Source organism: Lentzea cavernae (assembly GCF_014653695.1).
Taxonomy (GTDB): domain Bacteria; phylum Actinomycetota; class Actinomycetes; order Mycobacteriales; family Pseudonocardiaceae; genus Lentzea; species Lentzea cavernae.
The window spans coordinates 43,110-63,256 of the sequence record NZ_BNAR01000020.1; the positions used below are offsets into that span (position 1 = coordinate 43,110).

A 20,147-nucleotide genomic window follows, 5' to 3' on the forward strand; every position below is an offset into this window, starting at 1 on the left:
CATGACGCAGTACGTGGCCGCGATCGACCAGGGCACGACGTCGACCCGGTGCATGATCTTCGACCACTCCGGACGGGTGGTGGCGGTCGATCAGAAGGAGCACGAGCAGATCTTCCCGAGGGCCGGGTGGGTCGAGCACGACCCGAAGGAGGTCTGGCAGAACACCCGCCAGGTCGCCGCCGGCGCGCTCGCGAAGGCCGATCTGTCCACTTCGGACATCGCCGCGGTCGGCATCACCAACCAGCGCGAGACCGCGGTGGTGTGGGACCGCAACACCGGCGAGCCCGTCTACAACGCCATCGTCTGGCAGGACACCCGCACCGACAAGATCGTCACCGAGCTCGGCGCGCTCGGCGGCGGGCAGGAGCGGTACCGCGCCAAGGTCGGGTTGCCCCTGGCCACCTACTTCTCCGGGCCCAAGGTCCGCTGGATCCTCGACAACGTCGAGGGTGCGCGGGAGAAGGCCGAGGCCGGCGACCTGGTGTTCGGCAACATGGACACGTGGGTGCTGTGGAACATGACGGGCGGGGTGAACGGCGGTGTGCACGTCACCGACCCGACGAACGCCTCACGCACCATGCTGATGGACCTCGACACGCTGCAGTGGGACTCCTCGATCGCCTCGGACATGGGCATTCCCATGTCGATGCTGCCCGAGATCCGTTCCTCGTCGGAGGTCTACGGCCAGGTGCGCGAACGCGGCGCGCTGGCCGGGGTGCCGATCGCCGGCATCCTCGGCGACCAGCAGGCGGCGACGTTCGGCCAGGCCTGCCTGTCGCCCGGCGAGGCCAAGAACACCTACGGCACCGGCAACTTCATGCTGCTCAACACCGGTACCGAGAAGGTGATGAGCGAGAACGGGTTGCTCACCACCGTCTGCTACAAGATCGGCGAGGCTCCCCAGGTCTACGCGCTGGAGGGCTCGATCGCCGTCACCGGTTCGCTGGTGCAGTGGCTGCGCGACAACCTCGGCATGATCGGTAGCGCCGCCGAGATCGAGGAGCACGCGCGGTCGGTGGAGGACAACGGCGGCGCGTACTTCGTGCCCGCGTTCTCCGGCCTCTTCGCACCGTACTGGCGTTCCGACGCCCGCGGCGCGATCGTGGGTCTCACGAGGTTCGTCAACAAGGGCCACCTCGCGCGGGCCGTGCTGGAGGCGACGGCCTTCCAGACGCGGGAGGTGCTCGACGCGATGAACGCCGACTCGGGAGTCGACCTGACCGCGTTGAAGGTCGACGGCGGCATGGTCGTGAACGAGCTGCTGATGCAGTTCCAGGCGGACATCCTCGGCGTCCCGGTCATCCGGCCGGTCGTCGCGGAGACCACCGCCCTGGGCGCCGCCTACGCGGCCGGTCTCGCCGTCGGGTTCTGGAAGACCGAGGACGAGATCCGCGAGAACTGGGCCCAGGACAAGCAGTGGGAGCCGCAGATGGACGCCTCCCGCCGCGCGTCCGAGTACGCGAACTGGAAGAAGGCGGTCTCGAAGACCTTCGACTGGGTCGAGGACTGAGTTCTTGGTCGCGCCCGGCGACCGTTACTGAGCGGGGGCTGCGTGCACGATCACGTTGTCGCGAGTGCCACACGTGATCAGCCGCAGCCCCTCCTCACCCTCGTCCCGCGCGACGGCCTCCGCGAAGAAGTCGTCGCGGATGATCCTCTCGGTGCGCGTCACGGTGAAGCGGGCGACCGAACCGTCCTTCTTGGACACTTCGACCAGGTCGCCCTGCAGCAGGTCGTTCAGCCGGAAGAAGACGCCTCTGGCCTTGTTGCTCTCGATCCGGCCGACGATGATCCACTGCTTCGGCTTCGTCTGGTGCCACCCGGCCTGCATGCCCTCGTTGGCCGGCGGCATCTGCACGACGCCCTGCTGGTCGAGGCCGAGCGCGACCAGCGACGACCGGACGTCGATCCGGTCGATCCGCAGTTCCATCGGATCGCTGGTGCCGAGAGGTGACACCACCGGCGGCGGCGCGCTCTCGCTCGTCGCCGCCGGAGTCTGCGGTGCAGGTCCCTGCGAACAGGCGGTGGCCAGCGCCGCACACATCACCGCGATCAAGACACGAGTCCCCACGGACCCATTGACGCACATCTCGTGGCCTAGTTGCGCGTCCGATCGGGACAGAACCGAAATGTGATCAACTTCTTGATCACGCGGTGGCGCCGCCACCGGTCTGCGGGGCGCCCTTCGGCTTCACGATCGGCGACTTGGCCTGCGAACCGGCCTTCGGCTTCGTCGCGACGGCCTGCACCGGAGCCTGCGCCGGAGGCTGGGCCGGCGCGTTCGCGACGACCGTGAACGGCACCTGCTCCTGCTTGCCACCACAGGTCAGCTCGGCGGTGTAGGAGCCGGGCACGAAGCTGGCGTTGGCCTTGGCGACGTAGGTGTTCGGGCCCCCGACCGCGAACTCCGACGAGTACCGGTTGATGAAGCCGTTCGAGCTGGCCCTGCCCTCGCACCGGGCGGTGACGTCGTAGGAGATGGTGACGTAGTCGCCGGGGCCGTACTCGGCCTTGTCGAGCGTGAACTTCGGACGCGGGGCCACCACGGTGAAGTCCCGGGTGACCGTCTCGCCCTTGCAGGTCAGTTCCGCGGTGTACGTGCCGGGCACGAAGCTGGCGTTGGCCTTGGCGACGTAGGTGTTCGGGCCCCCGACCGCGAACTCCGACGAGTACCAGTTGATGAAGCCGTTCGACTTCGCCTTGCCCTCGCACCGGGCGGTGACGTCGTAGGAGATGGTGACGTAGTCGCCGGGGGCGTACTCGGTCTTGTCGAGCTGGAAGCCGCCCGACGACTGGGCGTGTGCGAACGGCGCGACCGTGAACGCGGTGGCGACGGCCGCGAGTCCGACGGCAGCCCTGGTGATGACCTTCATTTCTTGCTCCCCCAAGTGCGTTTCTGTTGGTCAGATGAGAGTTGCGTAGACGATGACGTTGTCCCGGTAGCTGCGTGCGGCGTGGTCGTAGCTGCCCCCGCAGGTGATCAGCCGCAGTTCGGGCACGTCGGTGTCGCCGGAGACGGCCTCCGTGGGGAAGCTGTCCTTGGCGACCTGTTCTTTCTTGTGCACCCGGAACTTCGCCGTGGTTCCGTCCTTCCTGGACACCACGACGTCGTCGCCGGGAACGAGTTCCTTGAGGCGGAAGAAGATTCCCGGCTTCTTGTTGCCGTCGACGTGACCGAGGACGACCGCGGGTCCCGCCTCTCCCGGTGTGCGGGCGTGGCGGTACCAGCCCGCTTGCAGCGGCTGGTCGACCGGCGGGACCTCGACCGTCTCGTCGGCGTTGAGTCCCAACGGGACCAACGACGACACGGCGTCGATCTTCGGGATGCGGATCTCGGCCGGCTCCGACGGCGACATGCCTTGTGTTGCAGGAGACTGCGCCGTTGACGAGGAACTGGCCGGTGGTGCCTGTGGTTCGGCCGGCCGAGGAGCGGCACACGAACCGAGAAGCGCTGCTGCCGCCAGTGCGGCGACAGCAGCGAACGAACGCTTCATCTTTCCCCCCAGGCGTTCTGCTTCCGGCTTGCAGAACGAAGTCAATCCGTTCCGCCTGCAGATCGGCTGCAAACCGTCTGCAAGCCGCCTGCAGGACGCAGAAGCCCCGGGGGGACGTTCAGTCGTGCGTCAGTCGAGGTCGTCGTGCCGCATCAGCTGGCGGCCGGCCTCGGTGATCGAACCCGTCAGCGACGGGTACACCGAGAACGTCGTCGCGAGGTGCTCGACCGTGAGCTGGTTCTGCACGGCCAGAGCGATCGGCAGGATGAGCTCGCTCGCGTTCGGCGCCACGACGACACCGCCGATGACCACTCCCGTCGCCGGACGGCAGAACAGCTTCACGAAGCCGCGGCGCAGTCCCTCCATCTTGGCGCGGGGGTTCGTGGCGAGCGGCAGCATGATCGTGCGCGCGGGCACCTCGCCCGAGTCGATCGCCTGCTGGCTGATGCCGACGCTCGCGATCTCGGGGTTGGTGAAGACGTTCGCGGCGACGGTCTTGAGCTTGATCGGGCTGACGCCCTCGCCCAGCGCGTGCCACATCGCGATGCGCCCCTGCATGGCGGCGACCGACGCGAGCAGCAGCACACCGGTGCAGTCGCCGGCCGCGTAGACGCCGCTGACGTTGGTCCGGCTGACCCGGTCGACGGGGATGTAGCCGCCGCGCCCGAGCTCGATACCGATCTTGTCGAGGCCGATGTCGGTCGTGTTCGGCACCGAACCGACGGTCATCAGGGCGTGCGACGCCTCGATCGTGCGACCGTCTTCCAGGTGGATCAGGACACCGTCACCGGTGTTCTCGACCTTGTCCGCGCGGGCGTGCTTGACGACGGCCGTGCCGCGCTCGGCGAACACGTCCTCGAGCACCACGGCCGCGTCGGCGTCCTCGTGGGGGAGCACCCGGTCCCGGCTGGAGACCATCGTCACCTTCACGCCCATCTCGGTGTAGGCGCTGGCGAACTCGACACCGGTGACACCGGACCCGATCACCGCGAGGTGCTCGGGCAGCTCGGGCAGGTCGTAGATCTGCCGCCAGGTGAGGACCCGCTTGCCGTCGGGCTCGGCACCCTGCAACACGCGCGGGGTCGCACCGGTTGCGATGAGCACCACATCGGCGTTGAGGATCTCCTCGGACCCGTCCGCGCCCGTCGCCACGACCCGGTGCTGGGCGAGCCCGCGCGAGTCGTCGACGAACTTCGCGCGCCCGTTGATCAGCCGCACGCCCTCGCGCTGCAGCCGCGCCCGCACGTCCGCGGACTGCGCGAGAGCAAGGCCCTTCACCCGTCCGTGTACGACCGGCAGATCGACCGTGGCCAACTCGTTGTGGGTCTGAATGCCCAGCTCACCGGCGTTGCGGAAGGCACTGCGAGCCCCCGCCGAGGCGATGAAGGTCTTGGACGGCACGCAGTCGTACAACACGCACGCGCCACCGGCCCCGTCGTTCTCCACCAAGGTCACGTCGGCGCCGTGCTGCGCCGCGACCAGGGCTGCTTCGTAACCTGCGGGTCCGCCGCCGATGATGACGATGCGGGTCACGATCAGTTCCCTTCCACGGGCTTGTTGGGCGGCTCAACCGTACGCGTTGACCGAATCGACCGTGTCGTCAGTACCGAAAGCTGATCGCCGCGCCGCTACGCTGTCGGACGTGCCGCTCTATGCCGCGTACGGGTCGAACATGGATCCGAACCAGATGATGGAGCGAGCCCCGTACTCCCCGCTCGCGGGGACCGGTTGGCTCGTCGGTTGGCGCATGACGTTCGGTGGCGAGGACCTCGGGTGGGAGGGGGCCCTCGCGACGATCGTCGAGGAGCCAGACCACCAGACGTTCTGCGTGCTCTACGACGTGTCCCCGCGTGATGAATCGCGGCTGGACCGGTGGGAGGGTGCGCTCGGGCTCTACAAGAAGATCCGGTTGCGGGTGCAGACGCTGGAGGGGTCTGTTGTGGCCTGGCTCTACGTGCTGGACGCGTACGAGGGTGGGTTGCCTTCTGCTCGGTACATCGGGGTTGTGGCGGATGCGGCTGAGGCTGCTGGGGCGCCTGATGACTATGTGAACGATCTGCGGACCCGGCCTTGTCAGGGGATTGGGCCCTGATCCTGGGGTGACCTTGGTGTGAGGGCCTTGGGCCTGGCTGGTGCTGGGTGCGGGTCGGCTTGCGTTGGCCGGCGCCGGTTCCAGCGGGGTGGTCGGCTGGCGTGCGTTCGTCACCTTGCGTTGGTGGTTGCGCGGGTCGTGCCGAGCCGGGTCATTTCATCGCCGCTTCGCGACGATAGCGATTGGGGCTTGACCTTGAGCCTCTAGCGAGATGCTGAAATTGGCCTGAAAAGCTGGGCATTAAACGAGCCCAGCCAATTCTGCAACGATAGCATCTCGCACTCAAGGTCAAGCCCCAATCGCGCGGTGGTTGCGTCATCACCGCTGATCAGGGCGGTAGAGGTACGTACGCCTCGGCTTCGCCATTGCCATTGGCGGCCGGGGTGGCTCGGCTTCGCCGTTGCCCTTTTGTTTGTGGAGGGACGCCTCGGCTTCGCCATTGTTGGCGGGCGGATTGGCTGTCCGATAGTTGGTATGTCGACACGCTGGACGCGTTTGCGCTGCGGCGGGTGCGCCACGCCTTGCTGATCAGGCGGCCCTCGTCCCTGCCCTAGCCCCAGCCTTCGCTCCGGGCCAGCCCATCCGTCGGCCCGGTTCCGCAGCCGGTCGGGACCGGCTCGTCGCTCAGGCCCCTGCGGCCTCCGCCAGCAGCTCCACCAGGTGGTGGTGCAGGCGTCGGTAGTCGACCGGGGTGATGGTCGACCAGGGTGGCTGGCCCTCCGTGGCGCGCCGCATCTGCAGGTAGCGGCCCTTCGGGGTGTCGTAGAAGGCGACCACGCGGTCCGGGCGGACTCGTTTGCCCCACTTGTCGCGGGCCGCCGCTCCGAACTGGCCTCGGTTCGAGGCGTCTCGGATCATCTCGGCCAGGGTGTGGGCGTCGTCTGCTCGCAGGTGGCCCTGGAGGGCTGTTTCCAGTTCTTCCGGGGTGGTGGCTGTGGAGGCTGCGGCGTCCAGGTCTGCGGAGGGGAGGGTGATGGAGTGGCCCTCACCCGCCGGGGCGGTGGGGAGGGTCGTGAGGGCCTCGCGGGGGAGGCCGTCGGCCTCGGCCGGGCGCAGGAGGAGTTGGGTGCCGTCGAGGACGGCCAGGACGCCTGCCTGGCCCTTGCCGGCGGCCAGGACGCGGAGGCTGCGTTCGTTCAGCCACATGCGGGCGTCGAGTTCCTGCTGCGGGCGGTTGAGGACGTGCAGGAGGTCTTCCAGCATCGGGTCGAGGGAGCGGGGGCCGCCCAGGCCGCGCGCGCCCAGCTGGAGCCAGACGCGGTCCTCGATGGTGCGGCGTTCCTCCGCTGTCTTGCCCGGTGAGGGGACCTTGAGGACGAGCGGCATCGTCTCCAGGCCCAGGTGGTCCCAGAGGACGTCGAACTCCAGCGTGGAGATGACCACCGGGTCGCGCGTGTCACTCGGTCCGGTGTCCAAGCCGAACAGGGTCATCAGTCGGTCGTGCTCTCCCCGATGACGGGCAGCGCGTAGCTGCCCACGCCGTAGATGTCGTCGCGCTCGCGGAGGTAGTCGGCGGCCTTGTGCTCCAAGTCCTCCTCTTCCTCGCCCTTGCGCGGGCCCATGCCGCCGAACGGGTCGAACGACTGCGGCATCGGCACGGCCCTGCGGTGGACCTGGTCGTTGTTGTTCGCGCCGACCGTGCCCATCGGGCCCATCGCGGTGCCGGAGCCGCCCATGACGCCGGCGGCGTGGCCCTGGTTCATGACCGTGCCCATGGCCGCGGCGCTGGAGGCCGCGGTCGCGCCCTCCTCCATCTGCTTCGGGCCGGACTCGGAGCCCGAACCGGAACCCGAACGGCCGGAGGTGCGCTGGCCCGGCAGGCCGACGCCCGCGGTGCCCGTGCCCGTGCCGCCGGGGCCCGCGTTCGCCCCGGCCGAGGACGAGGAGTGCGAGCCCTTGGTGGTGGGGGACGTGCTGGTGCCGGCGTTCGAGGTGCTCGTCGTGGTGCCCGGCGCGGTGGCGCTGCCCCGCGGAGGCGTCACGGCGGTGCCGCCGCGCGTGCCCGACGAGGTGCGGCCGGTCGTCACGCCGCCCGTCCTGCCGTGCGGGCCGACGCCCCAGACGCCTGCCGCGCCGATCTGCGCGCCGCCGCCGTGCACCGGGCCCGAGCCGCTGATCTGCAGCTGCGGGGGCTGGCTGAACTGGCCGAGAGTCGAGGTGTTCGCCGTCGTGGACGACGCGTAGGTGGACATGACCTCACGAGCGCGGCGCTCGGCCGCGTCCTGGGCCGCCTCCTGCTTCTCGTGGTCGGTCTGCCCGCCGAAGAGGTGCGTGATGCCGGTGACCAGCGCGCCCGGCTGCTCCGCCGTCACGGCGACCGGCGCGGGCATGTCCGCGCGGGCCTTCGAGACGTACCCGGCCTGCAGTTCGGCCGAGTAGCGCATGACGTCGGCGCCGGTGCGCGCGCTGTCGGCCCAGGCGGCGACGGGGTTCAGGCCGGCCTGCGCCAGGTCGGCGGCATTGCCCTGCCACTTCGCGCCCGAGAGCGTGATGCCCTTGTGCAGGTCGTCGTTGATGTCGCTCAACGCGGCCGACACGCCCTGCCAGCGCTCCATCGAGGCGAACGACGCGGAGGCGCCGGGACCCGAGTGGATGCGCTCGTACAGCTCCTTGTGGCTGTAGCCCTGCCAGCGGTGATCGACCATCCTCAGCACCCGCTCTTGTTCATCATGCCGGTGTTGTCGCCCTCGACCACGTTGTACTGGCGCTCGATCTGGTTGAGGTTGTCCATCGCCGTCTTGAGCTGCCGCTGGTAATTCAGCAGGGCCTGCAGCGCCGAGTCACCGTCCGCGATCGAGCGGTCGTTGAACTTCTCCGCCGCCTCGGCGCTGACCGGGTCGCCGGCCCACGGGCGCACGCGGAACTCGGTGACCGCCATCTCGATCTGCTTGTCCAGCTTGATCAGCGCGGCTGAGAACGTGCTGCGCAGCGCTGGGATCGCCTCCGGCTCCACGTTCAGCTGGTGCGAGGCGGGTGGCGAGGCGTCTGCCCCGCTGCGTCCCCCTGGCGGCATCGCGAAACCTCCGGCGGTCGTACCTACAAGCGCTTCGACACTCTAACCACTGAAGGTGACGCTGTGGAGTGCGATCAGTGACATCCGCCCGTGTGGGTCAGCGAATTTGGAGCAAACTGGCCATCGCGGCCTCTGCCACCCGCTGGGCCCCGAGGCAAAGATGATCTTGTTGCACGGCAGTGGAATTGCCGCCGTCTCGGAACATCACGTCGAGGAACTGCCCATCGGCAACGTCTATTTCCACATTGCAGACGTCGTGCACGTCGGGTGTGCGGACAGTAATCGCCGTGAAACCCTCGATCGTGGACACCGTGTAGTCGACCTGAGCGTTCTCCGAGAGCCACACCTCGGCGCCCGAGACGAGCACGAGTGCGATCCTCGCCACATTCCCGCTCGTGGTGCTCCGGATCGTGCACGCCTTGGCGCTGCCGAAGCTCGGGTCGACGTACGCGCTGGGCGGGTTGTCGAGGCTCAGCGACATGCGCTGCTCCTCGCTCAGCACAGCGCACGGGTCCAGCCCGTCGAGCGGCACCGCGCGGGGCCGCTGCGGGAAGTCGAGCTGGGACGTCGCCGTCGTGGGGGACGGCGGGGGCGGAGGAGGCGGGGTGGTCAGCGCGCTCTGCTCAGGAGCGGCCGTGCACCCGGCCAGCAGCGCCGCGACGATGAGGAGCCCCGTGGTCCGCATGGCCGGTCACCGTAGCCGCTCCGGGTGGGGGTCCGACGCCAGGCGTGACCACAGCAACTGGTCTTCTCGCTGATCATCGACGATCGCCTCCTCGCGAAGTCGACCCTCCAGGGTGAATCCGCACTTCTCGGCGACCCGCTGCGAGGCCGTGTTCGACACCGCGTGCCGGTAGGTGATCCGGTGCATCTCCATCGCGCCGTAGACCCAGCCGAGCACGGAGTTCAGCGCGGCGGGCAGCACGCCCTTGCCGCGGTGCGCGGGCAGGCTCCAGCACATGACCTCGGCGGACCGCAGGTGGTGGTCGACGTTGTGAATGATGATCCCGGCCATGACCTCAGCCGTGACGGCGTCGCACACCGCCCATGACCAGCGGTAGTCCTTCTCCCAGCCGTCGGTCATCAGCACGATCAGCAGCTCCGCGGACGGCGCGCCCTCGGCGGTCAGCCGGCTCATGTACCGCTTGGTCTCCGCGTCCGCGAAGGACTCGGCCAGCGCCGGCACGTCGTCGATGCGGTCGTCTCTGCGGAAGGCGCGCAGGTAGTACTCGCCCGCGTTGATCTCAACTGGCTCCACGGCCAGCAGGTTAATCCGCGGTGAAACCGTCGTGCTCCTCCGCCAGCTCGTCGAGCGCCGCCCGGTGCGCGGACGCCGGAAGACCGTCCGGCGCCGTCGTCAGCTCGACGACCCAGTCCACGTCCTCGGCGTCGTCCTCGCCCGCCAGCATGTCCCGGTGCACGGCGCACGGGCCCCACCCGGCCTCCAGCAGCTCCGCGGCCAGTTCCTCGGCCTCGTCGCGGTCCGGCAGGACCAGCAGGACGGTCGGCGGGATCAGCTCGCGCACGGCCAGCGCCGTCCGCAACGCCGCCGTGTCCGGCACGTGCACGCCGTCCAGCCCGGCCGCGGTCGCCGCCTCCGCGTTCTCCGCGGTGTCGTCGCAGAAGACCCCGCTGGAGTACCCGAGCTCGTCCAGCACCCGCCGGTAGACCGCGGGATCAGGCTTGGCGAGACCGAGCCGCGCCGAGTTGAAGACCGCGTCGAACTCGCCGTCGAGCGTCGCCTCCACCCGGGTGGTCGTGTCGGACAGCAGCGCCACGAAGCACTGCCGCCGCGCCGCGCGGACCAACGCCAGAGCCTCGGGACTCACCAGACCACCGGGCGCCACGCCGTCGAGGTCCAGCAGCAGCAACGGTTTCAGCGCCGGCGTCCGTTCCACTGGCCCCACAGGATCGCCACGGCCGGCACCAGCAGGAAGATCAGCGGGTTCTTCACCAGGGCGAAGAACAGGATCACCGTGGCGATGCCCACCACGGGGATGACGGCGCCCTCCCAGCGGCGTGCGGGCGCCTTGGGGGGCTCGTTGAACATCGGCACGGGCGCGACGAACTGCGGCCGCGGGTCCGGGAGGTCGTAGAACAACGCCATCAGCTCACCGCGCGTCTTCGCGGTGGTGATCTTCGCGGACCGCTCGCCGTACTCCTCGACGTCGATGCGGCCCGCGCTCATGTGCTCGCCGAGCACCTGCAACGCCTGCTGACGCTCGGTGTCACCGATGCGGATGTCCCTGCTCGGGTCGCTCACGAACCCAATCGTAGGTGAGCGACCCGCGTGGTCAGTCCTTCAGCTCGCAGATCACGGTTCCCTGCGTGATCGGGTCACCGGGCGCCGCAGCCAGCCCCGTCACCGTGCCGGCCTTGTGCGCCGTCACCGGGTTCTCCATCTTCATCGCTTCCAGCACCACGATCAGGTCGCCCGCCTCGACGGTCTGCCCGTCCTCGACGGCCACCTTCACGATCGTGCCCTGCATCGGCGCCGCCACCGCGTCCCCGGACACGGCCGCGGAGCCGCCCCCGGCACGCTTCGCCTTCGGCTTCTTCACAGCGGCGGCAGGCCGCCCGCCACCAACAGCGAGATCACCCGGCAGCGACACCTCGAGCCGGCGCCCGCCGACCTCGACCACCACGGTCTGGCGCGGCGTCTCGTCGGCGGCGGCCTCACCCGAGCCGGCGAACGGCTCGATCTGGTTGTCGAACTCCGTCTCGATCCAGCGCGTGTGCACGGTGAAGCCCTCGGGCTTCTCGGCGGTGAACGCCGCGTCCCGCACGATCACGCGGTGGAACGGCAGCACGGTCGCCATGCCCTCGACGACCATCTCGTCCAGGGCGCGGCGGGAGCGGGCCAGGGCCTCGTCGCGGGTCTCGCCGGTGACGATCAGCTTGGCCAGCAGCGAGTCGAACTGGCCGCCGATCACCGAGCCGCTCTCAACGCCCGCGTCCACGCGCACGCCGGGGCCGGACGGCGCCACGAAGGTGGTCACGGTGCCCGGCGCGGGCAGGAAGCCGCGACCGGCGTCCTCGCCGTTGATCCGGAACTCGATCGAGTGCGCGCGGGGCGTCGGGTCCTCGGTGAACCGCAGTTTCTCGCCCGCGGCGATGCGGAACTGCTCGCGCACCAGGTCGAGGCCCGTCGTCTCCTCCGACACCGGGTGTTCGACCTGCAGGCGCGTGTTGACCTCCAGGAACGAGATCGACCCCTCGAGACCGACGAGGTACTCGACGGTGCCGGCGCCGTGGTAGCCCGCTTCGAGGCAGATCGCCTTCGCGGACGAGTGGATCGTGGCGCGCTGCTCGTCGGTCAGGAACGGCGCGGGCGCCTCCTCGACGAGCTTCTGGTGGCGGCGCTGCAACGAGCAGTCCCGTGTGCCGACGACGATCACGTTGCCGTGGGTGTCGGCCAGCACCTGCGCCTCGACGTGGCGCGGCTTGTCAAGGTAGCGCTCGACGAAGCACTCGCCGCGGCCGAACGCCGTGACGGCCTCGCGGACCGCCGAGTCGAACAGTTCGGGAATCTCCTCCAACGTGCGCGCGACCTTCAGGCCACGACCGCCACCGCCGAACGCCGCCTTGATCGCGACGGGCAGCCCGTGCTCGGAGGCGAACGCGATGATCTCGTCCGGTCCGTTGACCGGGTCCTTGGTGCCGGGCACCAGCGGTGCGCCCGCGCGCATCGCGATGTGCCGCGCCGTCACCTTGTCACCGAGGTCGCGGATCGCCTGCGGCGTCGGGCCGATCCACACCAGACCGGCGTCGATCACCGCCTGCGCGAACTCGGCGTTCTCGGACAGGAAGCCGTAACCGGGGTGCACGGAGTCGGCACCGGACTGCGCGGCGGCGGCCAGCAGCTTCTCCGCCGACAGGTAGCTCTCGCCGGGGGTGCTGCCACCGAGCGCGAACGCCTCGTCGGCCAGCCGCACGAACGGCGCGTCCCTGTCGGGATCGGCGTAGACGGCGACGCTCGTCAGTCCGGCGTCACGGCAGGCGCGGATGACCCGGACGGCGATCTCACCGCGGTTCGCGATGAGCACCTTGCGCAGCGACACGGCGTCGTACCTCCTGCTGGACCGGTAATTACGGCTCTGGCTGGTGCCGCAGTCTACGGAAAAGGCCGAACTCCGAGAGGGAGAGACGCCTCACTCCACCTCACATCGTGAACGCGTCGAGCACAATCTGCGATGTGGGTGGAACCAGGTCAATGCAGGTGGTCGCCGTCGTCGCCGCCGTGGTCGTAGTCGCGGGTCTGGTGTTCGCCTATTTCCAGAGGCCGGACGGCACCGATTCAGGTCAATACGGAACCGACGCCGGAATGCGCTGCGGTACGACCGTCTGCCAGGTCGTGATCGGCAAGTCGGTCGGCAGGGACCTCGTCGAGCTGCTCGCGGGAACGGGCGGCGGGCGCATCAGGGTGACCGGCGAGTCGGGGCCGTTCATCTTCGAGATGACCATCGCCGAGTCCGGCGCGGCGGTGACCGACAAGTCGCTGCTGTGCGCGGAGGCACCGGTCAGCGTGTGCCTGGTGCGCGGGGACCAGGGCGGCAAGGTGCTCGGCGAGGTGCTCGTCCGCAAGGACGGCACGTGGTCGCGCGCGCAGGCCGCCTACCTGTCCAGCGCCGGGTACCTCGGGCTGCACGACGTCAACGAGGACGGCACGGCGGACATCGTCTCGGCCCAGCGCGCCTGCGACGGCCAGTGCAACGACTCGTTCGTGCAGGTGTTCTCGGCGCTCGGCGCGAACATCGGTTGTACGACACCGGCACCGGCGCGGGAGCAGCTCGCAGGCTGGCCCGCACCGGTGCCGAAGTTGTCGCAGTTGCGCCCGTGCGCTGATGCCTAGGCGGTGACGAGTTCCTTGTTGTCGTCGGCCTGGGCGGCGGGCTCCTCGACCAGTCCCTCGCTGCGGGCGACCAGCACTGGCACGGTGATCTGGCCGGCCACGTTGGTCGCGGTGCGCATCATGTCGAGGATCGGGTCGATCGCGTAGACCACGGCCACACCGGTCGCGATCACGGCCGGCGGCAGGCCGACGACGCTCAGGGTCAGCGTGAGCATCGTGTACCAGCCGGTCGTGCCGGCCGTGGCCAGCGCGCCGAACACGGCGACGGCCACGATGCCGACGTACTGCCACACCGAGAGCTGGATGCCGAACAGGTTCGCGATGAAGATCGTCGCGACGGCCGGGTAGACCGCGGCGCACCCGTCCATCTTGGTCGTCGTGCCCAGCGGCACGGCGAAGTTCGCGTACTCCTGCGGGACGCCGAGGTCGGTGGCGGCCTTGCGGGACAAGGGGAGCGTGGCGCCCGACGAGCGCGAGACGAACGCGAACTGCAGCGCCGTGCCCGCCTTGCGGAAGAACTCGACCGGCGAGGTCTTGCCGACGAACTTGAGCAGCACCGGGTAGACGACGAACAGCACGAGCGCGGAGCCGAGGTACACGGCGAGGATCAACGAGAACAGCGGCTTCACGAACGAGTTGCCGTAGGAGGCGACGGCGTTGCCGATGAGGCCGAAGATGCCGATCGGGGCCAGCAGGATGATCCAGCCGACGACCTTCTGGATGATCTCGAAGAACGACTTCACCAGGTTCGTGAACGGCGCGGCCTTGTCGCCGAGCGCGTAGGCCGCGAAGCCGACCAGCACCGCGATGAACACGACCTGCAGCACGTCGCCCTCGGTGAACGAGCTGAAGATGTTGGTGGGCACCAGGTTGTCGAGCAGCGCCTGCCACGAGCCGGACGCGCGCTTGGCGAGCTTGTCGACGGCACCGGCGGCGGGTTCGATCTGCACGCCCTGGCCGAGCCGCAGGATCGAGGCGACCGCGATGCCGATCAGCACCGCGATGAACGACGTGATGGCGAACCACAGGAACGTCTTGCCGCCCAGGCGTGCCGCGGTGCGGCCGCCGCCGAGGTTCCGCAGCGACGCGATGCCGACGACGATCGCGGTGAACACCAGCGGGATGACGGTCAGCTGCAGCAGCGCCGTGAACGTGGAGCCGATCTTGGCGAGAACGGGCGCGAGCCACGTGCCCTTGCCGAGCCAGCCGGCGAGCGCGCCAAGGACGAGCGCGCCGAGAACTGTGAATCCGAAGACCTTGGGCTTGCGATATGTCTGGACGAACGACATCGGAGCATCTCCTGGGCAGGGATGAGCTGAGTGAGGGGTGTCGGGAGCGTTTAGCTCCGACAACCCGTGCTCGCCCGGCGTGCCAGGTCGATGTTCCTTCGACGCGTCAGGTACTCGTTCACCGCTAGCCCCCAACGCCGGCGTTGAGGGCAGTCTTCCCCGATCAGGTGAACTGTGACCAGCGTCTACCAGAGTGTGGACACGGAAACACCCACCTGGCCGAGGAGCCTCCGGGTGAGGGGCAGGCTGATGCCGATGACGGACGTGTGGTCGCCCTCGATGCCGTCGATGAACCAGCCGCCGAGCCCGTCGATGGTGAAGCCGCCGGCGACGTGCAACGGCTCGCCCGTCGCGATGTAGGCCTCGAGCTCCTCCTCCGACGGCGTGCCGAACCGCACGGTGGTCGACTCGGCGCCCGACGCGCGGTCGGCCACCTTCCCGCCGGACACCTTCAGCACGGTGTGCCCGGTGATCAGCACGCCGCTCTTGCCCGCGATCCGGTGCCACCGCTCGCGCGCCACCTCGGGCGTGCCGGGCTTGCCCACGAGCTCGCCCTCGAACAGCAGCATCGAGTCGCAGCCGATGACCACGCACTCGTCGTCGTGCTCGATCGCCTCCGCCTTGGCCGCGGACAGCGCGACCACGGTCTCCTCCGGCGTCGGGTCCTCGAGCGACGCGACCAGCGCGTCCTCGTCGACACCGGAGACCCGGACGACGGGCTCGACGCCCGCGGACCGCAGGACGCTAAGACGGGCGGGTGACTGGGAGGCCAGGATCAGACGCACGCGGCGAGTCTGTCACGCTCGGGGCGGCGACCCGGCGGAAGGCGAACGCGGCCGCGATGCCCACCGCCGTCACCGCCAGCAGCAGGTAGAACGCCGCCCGCACGGCCGCGGTGAAGTCGCCGGTCGCCGCGAGCACGATTTGCAGCACGGCTGCCGTCGCGGCGCTGCCCAGCACGTTCCCGAACTGCCGCGAGGTGTTGTAGATGCCGGACCCCGCGCCCAGCAGCGACCGGTCGAGCGTCCGCGTGGAGATGTTCGTCAGCGGCGAGAACACGAGCCCCATGCCGATGCCCAGGGCGATCATCGACGGCAGCAGCACCCACTGGGAACCGTCACCCAGCAGGAACGTCATCGCCCCGATGCCCAGCGCCATCAGGGCGAAACCGGTGATCGGCAGGTACTTGGCGTCCGCCCGGTTCGACAGCCGGCCCGCGAAGATCGCCACCACCCCGGACATCAGCGACGCCGGAGCCGTGACCAGGCCCGTCATCAGCGGCGACAGCTTCGGCACGGTCTGCAGGAACAGCGCCAGCGGCACGAACACGCCGGTCACGGTGATGCCGATGGCGACGTTCGCGACGTTGCCGAGCGAGAAGTTGCGGTTGCGGAAGATCCGCAGCGGCATCAGCGGCTCCGGGTTGCGCGCGGACGCCTGCCACAGCACGAACAGCGCCAGGAACAGCACCCCGGCCGCGATGATCTCGGCGACCGTGATCGGCCCCGCCACCCGGCCCCACCGGTAGTGCTCGCCGTTCTGGATCCCGAACACCAGCAGCCCGAGCCCGAGGCAGCACAGCACGACCCCGAGCACGTCGAACCTCGGCGCGCGGTTCGGCCGCAGGTCGGGGACCCACAGGAACAGCAGCACCAGCGCGAGCACGCCGATCGGGAGGTTCACGAAGAAGATCCACTCCCAGCCCAGGTGCGTGACCAGCACCCCGCCGAGCAACGGCCCGGAGACCGTCGCGAGCCCGGCCACCGACCCCCACATGCCCAGGGCCGCGCCGCGCTTGTCCGGCGGGAACAGGTGCGTGATGAACGCCATTGTCTGCGGCGTCATGGCCGCGGCGCCCAGGCCCTGGAAGACGCGGGCGGCGATCAGCGCGTCCGCACTGGTCGCGAGACCGCAGGCCAGCGACGCCCCCAGGAACAGCACCAGCCCGATCCCGTAGAGGCGCTTCGGCCCGAACCGGTCGCCCAGCCGCCCGGTCAGCAGCAACGGCACGGCGAACGCGAGCAGGTAGGCGCTCACGACCCAGATGACGTCGTTCAGCGTCGCGCCCAGATCGGTGATCATCGACGGCAGCGCGACGTTGACGATGGTCGTGTCCAGCAGCGTCATGAAGAAGCCGATGCACAGCGCGTACACCGTCCGCCAGTTCGCACGGTCGGATTGAGTAGTACTGCTGATGCGCGATCACCTCTCCAATCGGCACTCTCGGGAGAGTGAAGCGCTGGGTGCTTGTCCTCACCGAACGCGGTTCCGATCGCGACGGCAAGCGCAGACGGATCGCGGCACTGCTGGTCGTGCTCGGTGGCCTGATCGGATCATTCGGCGTTGGAAGCGTGCTCGCGAGTGACCCGATCGGCTATGGAGTGCCCATCTGGCCGTTCGCCAACACCGCCGATCGCGCGGAGAACGCGCTGCTGTCCGCCGTCGTGCCCGCGGTGCGCGGCAACCTGCCCATAAACCACTCGGACGTGCAGGTCCTGCGGCAGTCGTTCGCCTACGGCAGCGCGTTCTGGACGCTGAAGATGGAGGTCGACGGCGAGACCCGCTGCCGCGAGGTCGCCGTCGGTCTCAACGTCACCAGTCGCAGGGTGGAGTGCTCCTAGCCCGGGAAACCTGACGCTCGCCACGCGCCCGGTCCGTGCTGCAGCGGCCTGCGCACCCGGCGGGCCGGGTTCGCCCACTCCGAACGCCGCTCCGGCTCGGCCTCCGCGGGCGCGGCCGACGCCAGTCCGGCGACGACCGCGGTCAGCGCGGCCAGCTGGTGGTCGTCCGGCGTCCCTTTGACGACCTTGAGCAGTGCCTGTTCCTGGGGCTTCTCCTCGGGCGCGGTCACAGCGGGATGTTCCCATGCTTCTTGGGCGGCAGGGTCTCCCGCTTGTCCCGCAGCATCGACAGCGCCCGCGCCACGTAGCCGCGGGTGTACGACGGCGGGATGACCGAGTCGACGTACCCGCGCTCGGCGGCGACGTACGGGTTGCACAGCGCGTCCTCGTACTCCTGCTGCAGCTGCGCGCGCAGGGCGTCGACGTCCTCACCGTTCTGGGCCGCCGCCGCGAGGGTCTTGCGGTGCACGATGTTCGCCGCGCCGGACGCGCCCATGACGGCGATCTGCGCGGTCGGCCACGCCAGGTTGATGTCGGCGCCGAGGTGCTTCGAGCCCATGACGTCGTACGCGCCGCCGTACGCCTTGCGCGTGATGACGGTGACGAGCGGGACGGTGGCCTCGGCGTAGGCGTAGATCAGCTTGGCGCCGCGGCGGATGATGCCGTTCCACTCCTGGTCGGTGCCGGGCAGGAAGCCGGGCACGTCCACGAACGTCAGCACCGGGATGTTGAACGCGTCGCAGGTCCGCACGAACCGCGCGGCCTTCTCGGAGGCGTCGATGTCGAGGCAGCCGGCGAACTGCGTGGGCTGGTTCGCGACGACGCCGACGCTGTTGCCGTCCACACGGCCGAAGCCGACGAGGATGTTCGGCGCGAACAGCGGCTGCACCTCGAGGAAGTCGCCGTCGTCGAGCACGCGGTTGATGACCTCGTGCATGTCGTACGGCTGGTTCGCCGAGTCGGGGATGAGCGTGTCGAGCTCGCGGTCCTCGTCGGTGATCGAGTCCGTGATCGACCCCTCGGCCAGGGTGCTCTCGAACGTCGGCGAGTCCGCCAGGTTGTTCGACGGCAGGTAGCTCAGGAGCTCCTTGACGTACGCGATCGCGTCTTCCTCGTCGCTGCCGAGGTAGTGCGCGTTGCCCGACTTGGTGTTGTGCGTGCGACCGCCGCCGAGCTCCTCCATCGTCACGTCTTCACCGGTGACGGTCTTGATGACGTCCGGGCCAGTGATGAACATGTGCGAGGTCTGGTCGACCATGACCACGAAGTCGGTCAGCGCGGGGGAGTAGACGTGCCCGCCGGCGTTCGAGCCCATGATCAGCGAGATCTGCGGGATCACGCCGGACGCCTTGACGTTGCGGGAGAAGATCTCGCCGTAGAGGCCGAGCGAGACGACACCCTCCTGGATGCGCGCGCCACCGCCCTCGTTGATGCCGATGATCGGGCGGCCGGTCTTGATCGCCAGGTCCATGACCTTGACGATCTTCTCGCCGTACACCTCGCCGAGCGAGCCGCCGAAGACCGTGACGTCCTGGGAGAACACGCACACCGGGCGGCCGTCGACGGTGCCGTAGCCCGTCACGACGCCGTCGCCGTACGGGCGGTTGCGCTCCTGGCCGAAGTTGGTGGAGCGGTGCCGGGCGAGCTCGTCCAGCTCGACGAACGAACCGGGGTCGAGCAGGAGGTCGATGCGCTCGCGGGCTGTCTTCTTGCCCTTGGCGTGCTGCTTCTCGACCGCGCGTTCCGAGCCGGCGTGAACCGCCTCGGCGTTGCGCCGGTAGAGGTCAACGAGCTTGCCCGCGGTGGTGTGGACGTCCGGGGCGCCTGAAGCGCCGGTGGGGACGTGCCCGATCGGCTCGGTCGCACTGCTCATGGGCTCGCAGCCTAACGAGACCATTGCTGAACTGCTCCGTGCAGTTGTCCAGGTCACGGCGACCTGTTCGTCGTCTCCGATCGCACGTACCCTCTTCCGTTCCAATAACCTGGCGCGATGACCACCGCACTCGACGCTGAAGAGCTGCGCTCGCGGCTCGTCGCACCCAACGGCCCGTACGCCGCTCTCGACGTCGTGGCGTCGACTCCGTCCACGAACGCGGACCTCGCCTCCTCCTCCGCCGCCGACCGCACGGTGCTGATCGCGCTGGAACAGACCGCGGGCCAGGGCCGCCGCGGCCGCAGCTGGTCGTCACCCGAGGGCGGGCTCTACCTGAGCGTCCTGTTCCGGCCTGCCGGCGTGCCCGCCGCGCGGTTGCCGTGGCTGAACCTGATCGCCGGGCTGGCACTGGTGCGCGTCGCCCAGTCGGCTGGTGTCGAGGCCTCGCTGAAGTGGCCGAACGACCTGTTGCTCGGTGGTGGCAAGGGCGCCGGGATCCTGTCCGAGATCACCGCCGACGGCTCGGTCGTCGTGGGCATCGGCCTGAACGTGGCGAAGCTGCCCGCGGACGTCCAGCCGGCACCCGGCGGCCTCGCGCCCACGTCGCTCGAGGACCAGGGCGCGGACCTCGACCGCGGCGAGCTCGCGTTCCGGCTGCTCGTCGAACTGGCCGGCCTGGAAGGCGTGTGGCGCAAGAACGGCGGCGACGCGGAGGAGTCGGGCGTCCTGGAGGAGTACGTCGAGCACTCGTCGACCATCGGGCAGCGCGTGCGCGTCGAACTGGCCGGCGGCCTCGAGCTCCTCGGCGTCGCCCAGCGCATCGAACCCGACGGCACCCTGACCGTGCGCGGCGACGACGGGCAGGACCACGGCGTGTCCGCTGGTGACGTGGTGCATTTGCGCCCGGCGTAGT

22 protein-coding genes are annotated in these 20,147 nt (G+C 69.4%); 5 read left to right on the forward strand and 17 right to left on the reverse strand.

Features of this window, described 5'->3' with window-relative positions; genetic code table 11:
• Position 1: 1 nt before the first annotated feature.
• The gene (gene glpK, locus IE307_RS39890; protein ID WP_191304674.1) at positions 2-1,510 is read left to right on the forward strand and encodes a glycerol kinase GlpK; all 1,509 of its coding nucleotides are present in this window, start codon (positions 2-4) and stop codon (positions 1,508-1,510) included.
• A gap of 24 nt (positions 1,511-1,534) precedes the next feature.
• On the opposite strand, the gene IE307_RS39895 is transcribed toward glpK, so the two are convergent.
• The 4 genes from IE307_RS39895 to IE307_RS39910 form a co-directional block, all read right to left on the reverse strand.
• Positions 1,535-2,071, reverse strand: coding sequence for a sortase domain-containing protein (locus IE307_RS39895; RefSeq protein ID WP_191304675.1), 537 nt, complete (start codon positions 2,069-2,071; stop codon positions 1,535-1,537).
• A 76-nt stretch (positions 2,072-2,147) separates the two neighbouring features.
• Positions 2,148-2,873 carry a hypothetical protein gene (locus IE307_RS39900; protein ID WP_191304676.1) on the reverse strand — a complete coding sequence of 242 codons (726 nt, stop codon included), beginning with the start codon at positions 2,871-2,873 and terminating at the stop codon, positions 2,148-2,150.
• Between the two features lie 30 nt (positions 2,874-2,903).
• Entirely contained in the window at positions 2,904-3,494 is a 591-nt protein-coding gene (locus IE307_RS39905; RefSeq protein WP_191304677.1) for a class F sortase, read from the reverse strand.
• Positions 3,495-3,623: 129 nt separating this feature from the next.
• The gene (locus tag IE307_RS39910; RefSeq protein WP_191304678.1) at positions 3,624-5,027 is read right to left on the reverse strand and encodes an NAD(P)H-quinone dehydrogenase; all 1,404 of its coding nucleotides are present in this window, start codon (positions 5,025-5,027) and stop codon (positions 3,624-3,626) included.
• A gap of 109 nt (positions 5,028-5,136) precedes the next feature.
• On the opposite strand from IE307_RS39910, the gene IE307_RS39915 reads away from it, so the two are divergent.
• Positions 5,137-5,586 carry a gamma-glutamylcyclotransferase family protein gene (locus IE307_RS39915; RefSeq protein ID WP_030478530.1) on the forward strand — a complete coding sequence of 150 codons (450 nt, stop codon included), beginning with the start codon at positions 5,137-5,139 and terminating at the stop codon, positions 5,584-5,586.
• A 624-nt stretch (positions 5,587-6,210) separates the two neighbouring features.
• Here the strand turns inward: IE307_RS39915 and IE307_RS39920 are convergent.
• From IE307_RS39920 to IE307_RS39955, 8 genes are all read right to left on the reverse strand, one after another.
• Positions 6,211-7,017 (reverse strand): ESX secretion-associated protein EspG, encoded by an 807-nt coding sequence (locus IE307_RS39920; protein WP_191304679.1) that lies wholly within the window; start codon positions 7,015-7,017, stop codon positions 6,211-6,213.
• Complete coding sequence (locus IE307_RS39925; protein ID WP_191304680.1) at positions 7,017-8,231, reverse strand: PPE domain-containing protein; 1,215 nt, start codon at positions 8,229-8,231, stop codon at positions 7,017-7,019. Before IE307_RS39925 ends, IE307_RS39920 begins: the two co-directional genes overlap by 1 nt.
• A gap of 2 nt (positions 8,232-8,233) precedes the next feature.
• Positions 8,234-8,599: a transcriptional regulator gene (locus tag IE307_RS39930; RefSeq protein WP_191304681.1), complete on the reverse strand. Its 366-nt coding sequence runs from the start codon at positions 8,597-8,599 to the stop codon at positions 8,234-8,236.
• Between the two features lie 97 nt (positions 8,600-8,696).
• Entirely contained in the window at positions 8,697-9,284 is a 588-nt protein-coding gene (locus tag IE307_RS39935) for a DUF3558 domain-containing protein (RefSeq protein ID WP_191304682.1), read from the reverse strand.
• A gap of 6 nt (positions 9,285-9,290) precedes the next feature.
• On the reverse strand, positions 9,291-9,857 hold the full coding sequence (locus tag IE307_RS39940) for a GNAT family N-acetyltransferase (RefSeq protein ID WP_191304683.1): 567 nt from the start codon (positions 9,855-9,857) through the stop codon (positions 9,291-9,293).
• A 10-nt stretch (positions 9,858-9,867) separates the two neighbouring features.
• The gene (locus IE307_RS39945) at positions 9,868-10,497 is read right to left on the reverse strand and encodes an HAD-IA family hydrolase (RefSeq protein WP_191304684.1); all 630 of its coding nucleotides are present in this window, start codon (positions 10,495-10,497) and stop codon (positions 9,868-9,870) included.
• Positions 10,476-10,862, reverse strand: coding sequence for a DUF1707 SHOCT-like domain-containing protein (locus IE307_RS39950; protein ID WP_191304685.1), 387 nt, complete (start codon positions 10,860-10,862; stop codon positions 10,476-10,478). The genes IE307_RS39945 and IE307_RS39950 overlap by 22 nt, the downstream gene beginning before the upstream one ends.
• A gap of 31 nt (positions 10,863-10,893) precedes the next feature.
• Entirely contained in the window at positions 10,894-12,660 is a 1,767-nt protein-coding gene (locus tag IE307_RS39955; RefSeq protein WP_191304686.1) for an acetyl/propionyl/methylcrotonyl-CoA carboxylase subunit alpha, read from the reverse strand.
• A gap of 152 nt (positions 12,661-12,812) precedes the next feature.
• On the opposite strand from IE307_RS39955, the gene IE307_RS39960 reads away from it, so the two are divergent.
• A complete protein-coding gene (locus IE307_RS39960) occupies positions 12,813-13,451 on the forward strand; it encodes a hypothetical protein (protein ID WP_191304687.1) in 639 nt (212 codons plus the stop codon).
• Here the strand turns inward: IE307_RS39960 and IE307_RS39965 are convergent.
• The 3 genes from IE307_RS39965 to IE307_RS39975 form a co-directional block, all read right to left on the reverse strand.
• Positions 13,448-14,740, reverse strand: coding sequence for a dicarboxylate/amino acid:cation symporter (locus IE307_RS39965; RefSeq protein WP_191304688.1), 1,293 nt, complete (start codon positions 14,738-14,740; stop codon positions 13,448-13,450). The genes IE307_RS39960 and IE307_RS39965 overlap by 4 nt on opposite strands.
• A 185-nt stretch (positions 14,741-14,925) precedes the next feature.
• The gene (locus IE307_RS39970; protein ID WP_191304689.1) at positions 14,926-15,525 is read right to left on the reverse strand and encodes a Maf family protein; all 600 of its coding nucleotides are present in this window, start codon (positions 15,523-15,525) and stop codon (positions 14,926-14,928) included.
• Positions 15,485-16,894, reverse strand: coding sequence for an MFS transporter (locus IE307_RS39975; RefSeq protein WP_229905532.1), 1,410 nt, complete (start codon positions 16,892-16,894; stop codon positions 15,485-15,487). The genes IE307_RS39970 and IE307_RS39975 overlap by 41 nt, the downstream gene beginning before the upstream one ends.
• 77 nt (positions 16,895-16,971) lie before the next feature.
• Between IE307_RS39975 and IE307_RS39980 the strand changes: the two genes are divergently transcribed.
• Positions 16,972-17,361, forward strand: a complete 390-nt coding sequence (locus IE307_RS39980) for a hypothetical protein (protein WP_191304690.1) — start codon at positions 16,972-16,974, stop codon at positions 17,359-17,361.
• Here IE307_RS39980 and IE307_RS39985 read toward each other — a convergent pair.
• Both IE307_RS39985 and IE307_RS39990 read right to left on the reverse strand, forming a co-directional pair.
• A complete protein-coding gene (locus tag IE307_RS39985; protein ID WP_191304691.1) occupies positions 17,358-17,591 on the reverse strand; it encodes an acyl-CoA carboxylase subunit epsilon in 234 nt (77 codons plus the stop codon). The genes IE307_RS39980 and IE307_RS39985 overlap by 4 nt on opposite strands.
• The gene (locus IE307_RS39990) at positions 17,588-19,234 is read right to left on the reverse strand and encodes an acyl-CoA carboxylase subunit beta (RefSeq protein WP_191304692.1); all 1,647 of its coding nucleotides are present in this window, start codon (positions 19,232-19,234) and stop codon (positions 17,588-17,590) included. The genes IE307_RS39985 and IE307_RS39990 overlap by 4 nt, the downstream gene beginning before the upstream one ends.
• A 117-nt stretch (positions 19,235-19,351) precedes the next feature.
• Here IE307_RS39990 and IE307_RS39995 point away from each other — a divergent pair, with 117 nt between their 5' ends.
• Positions 19,352-20,146, forward strand: coding sequence for a biotin--[acetyl-CoA-carboxylase] ligase (locus IE307_RS39995; protein ID WP_191304693.1), 795 nt, complete (start codon positions 19,352-19,354; stop codon positions 20,144-20,146).
• Position 20,147 lies beyond the last annotated feature (1 nt).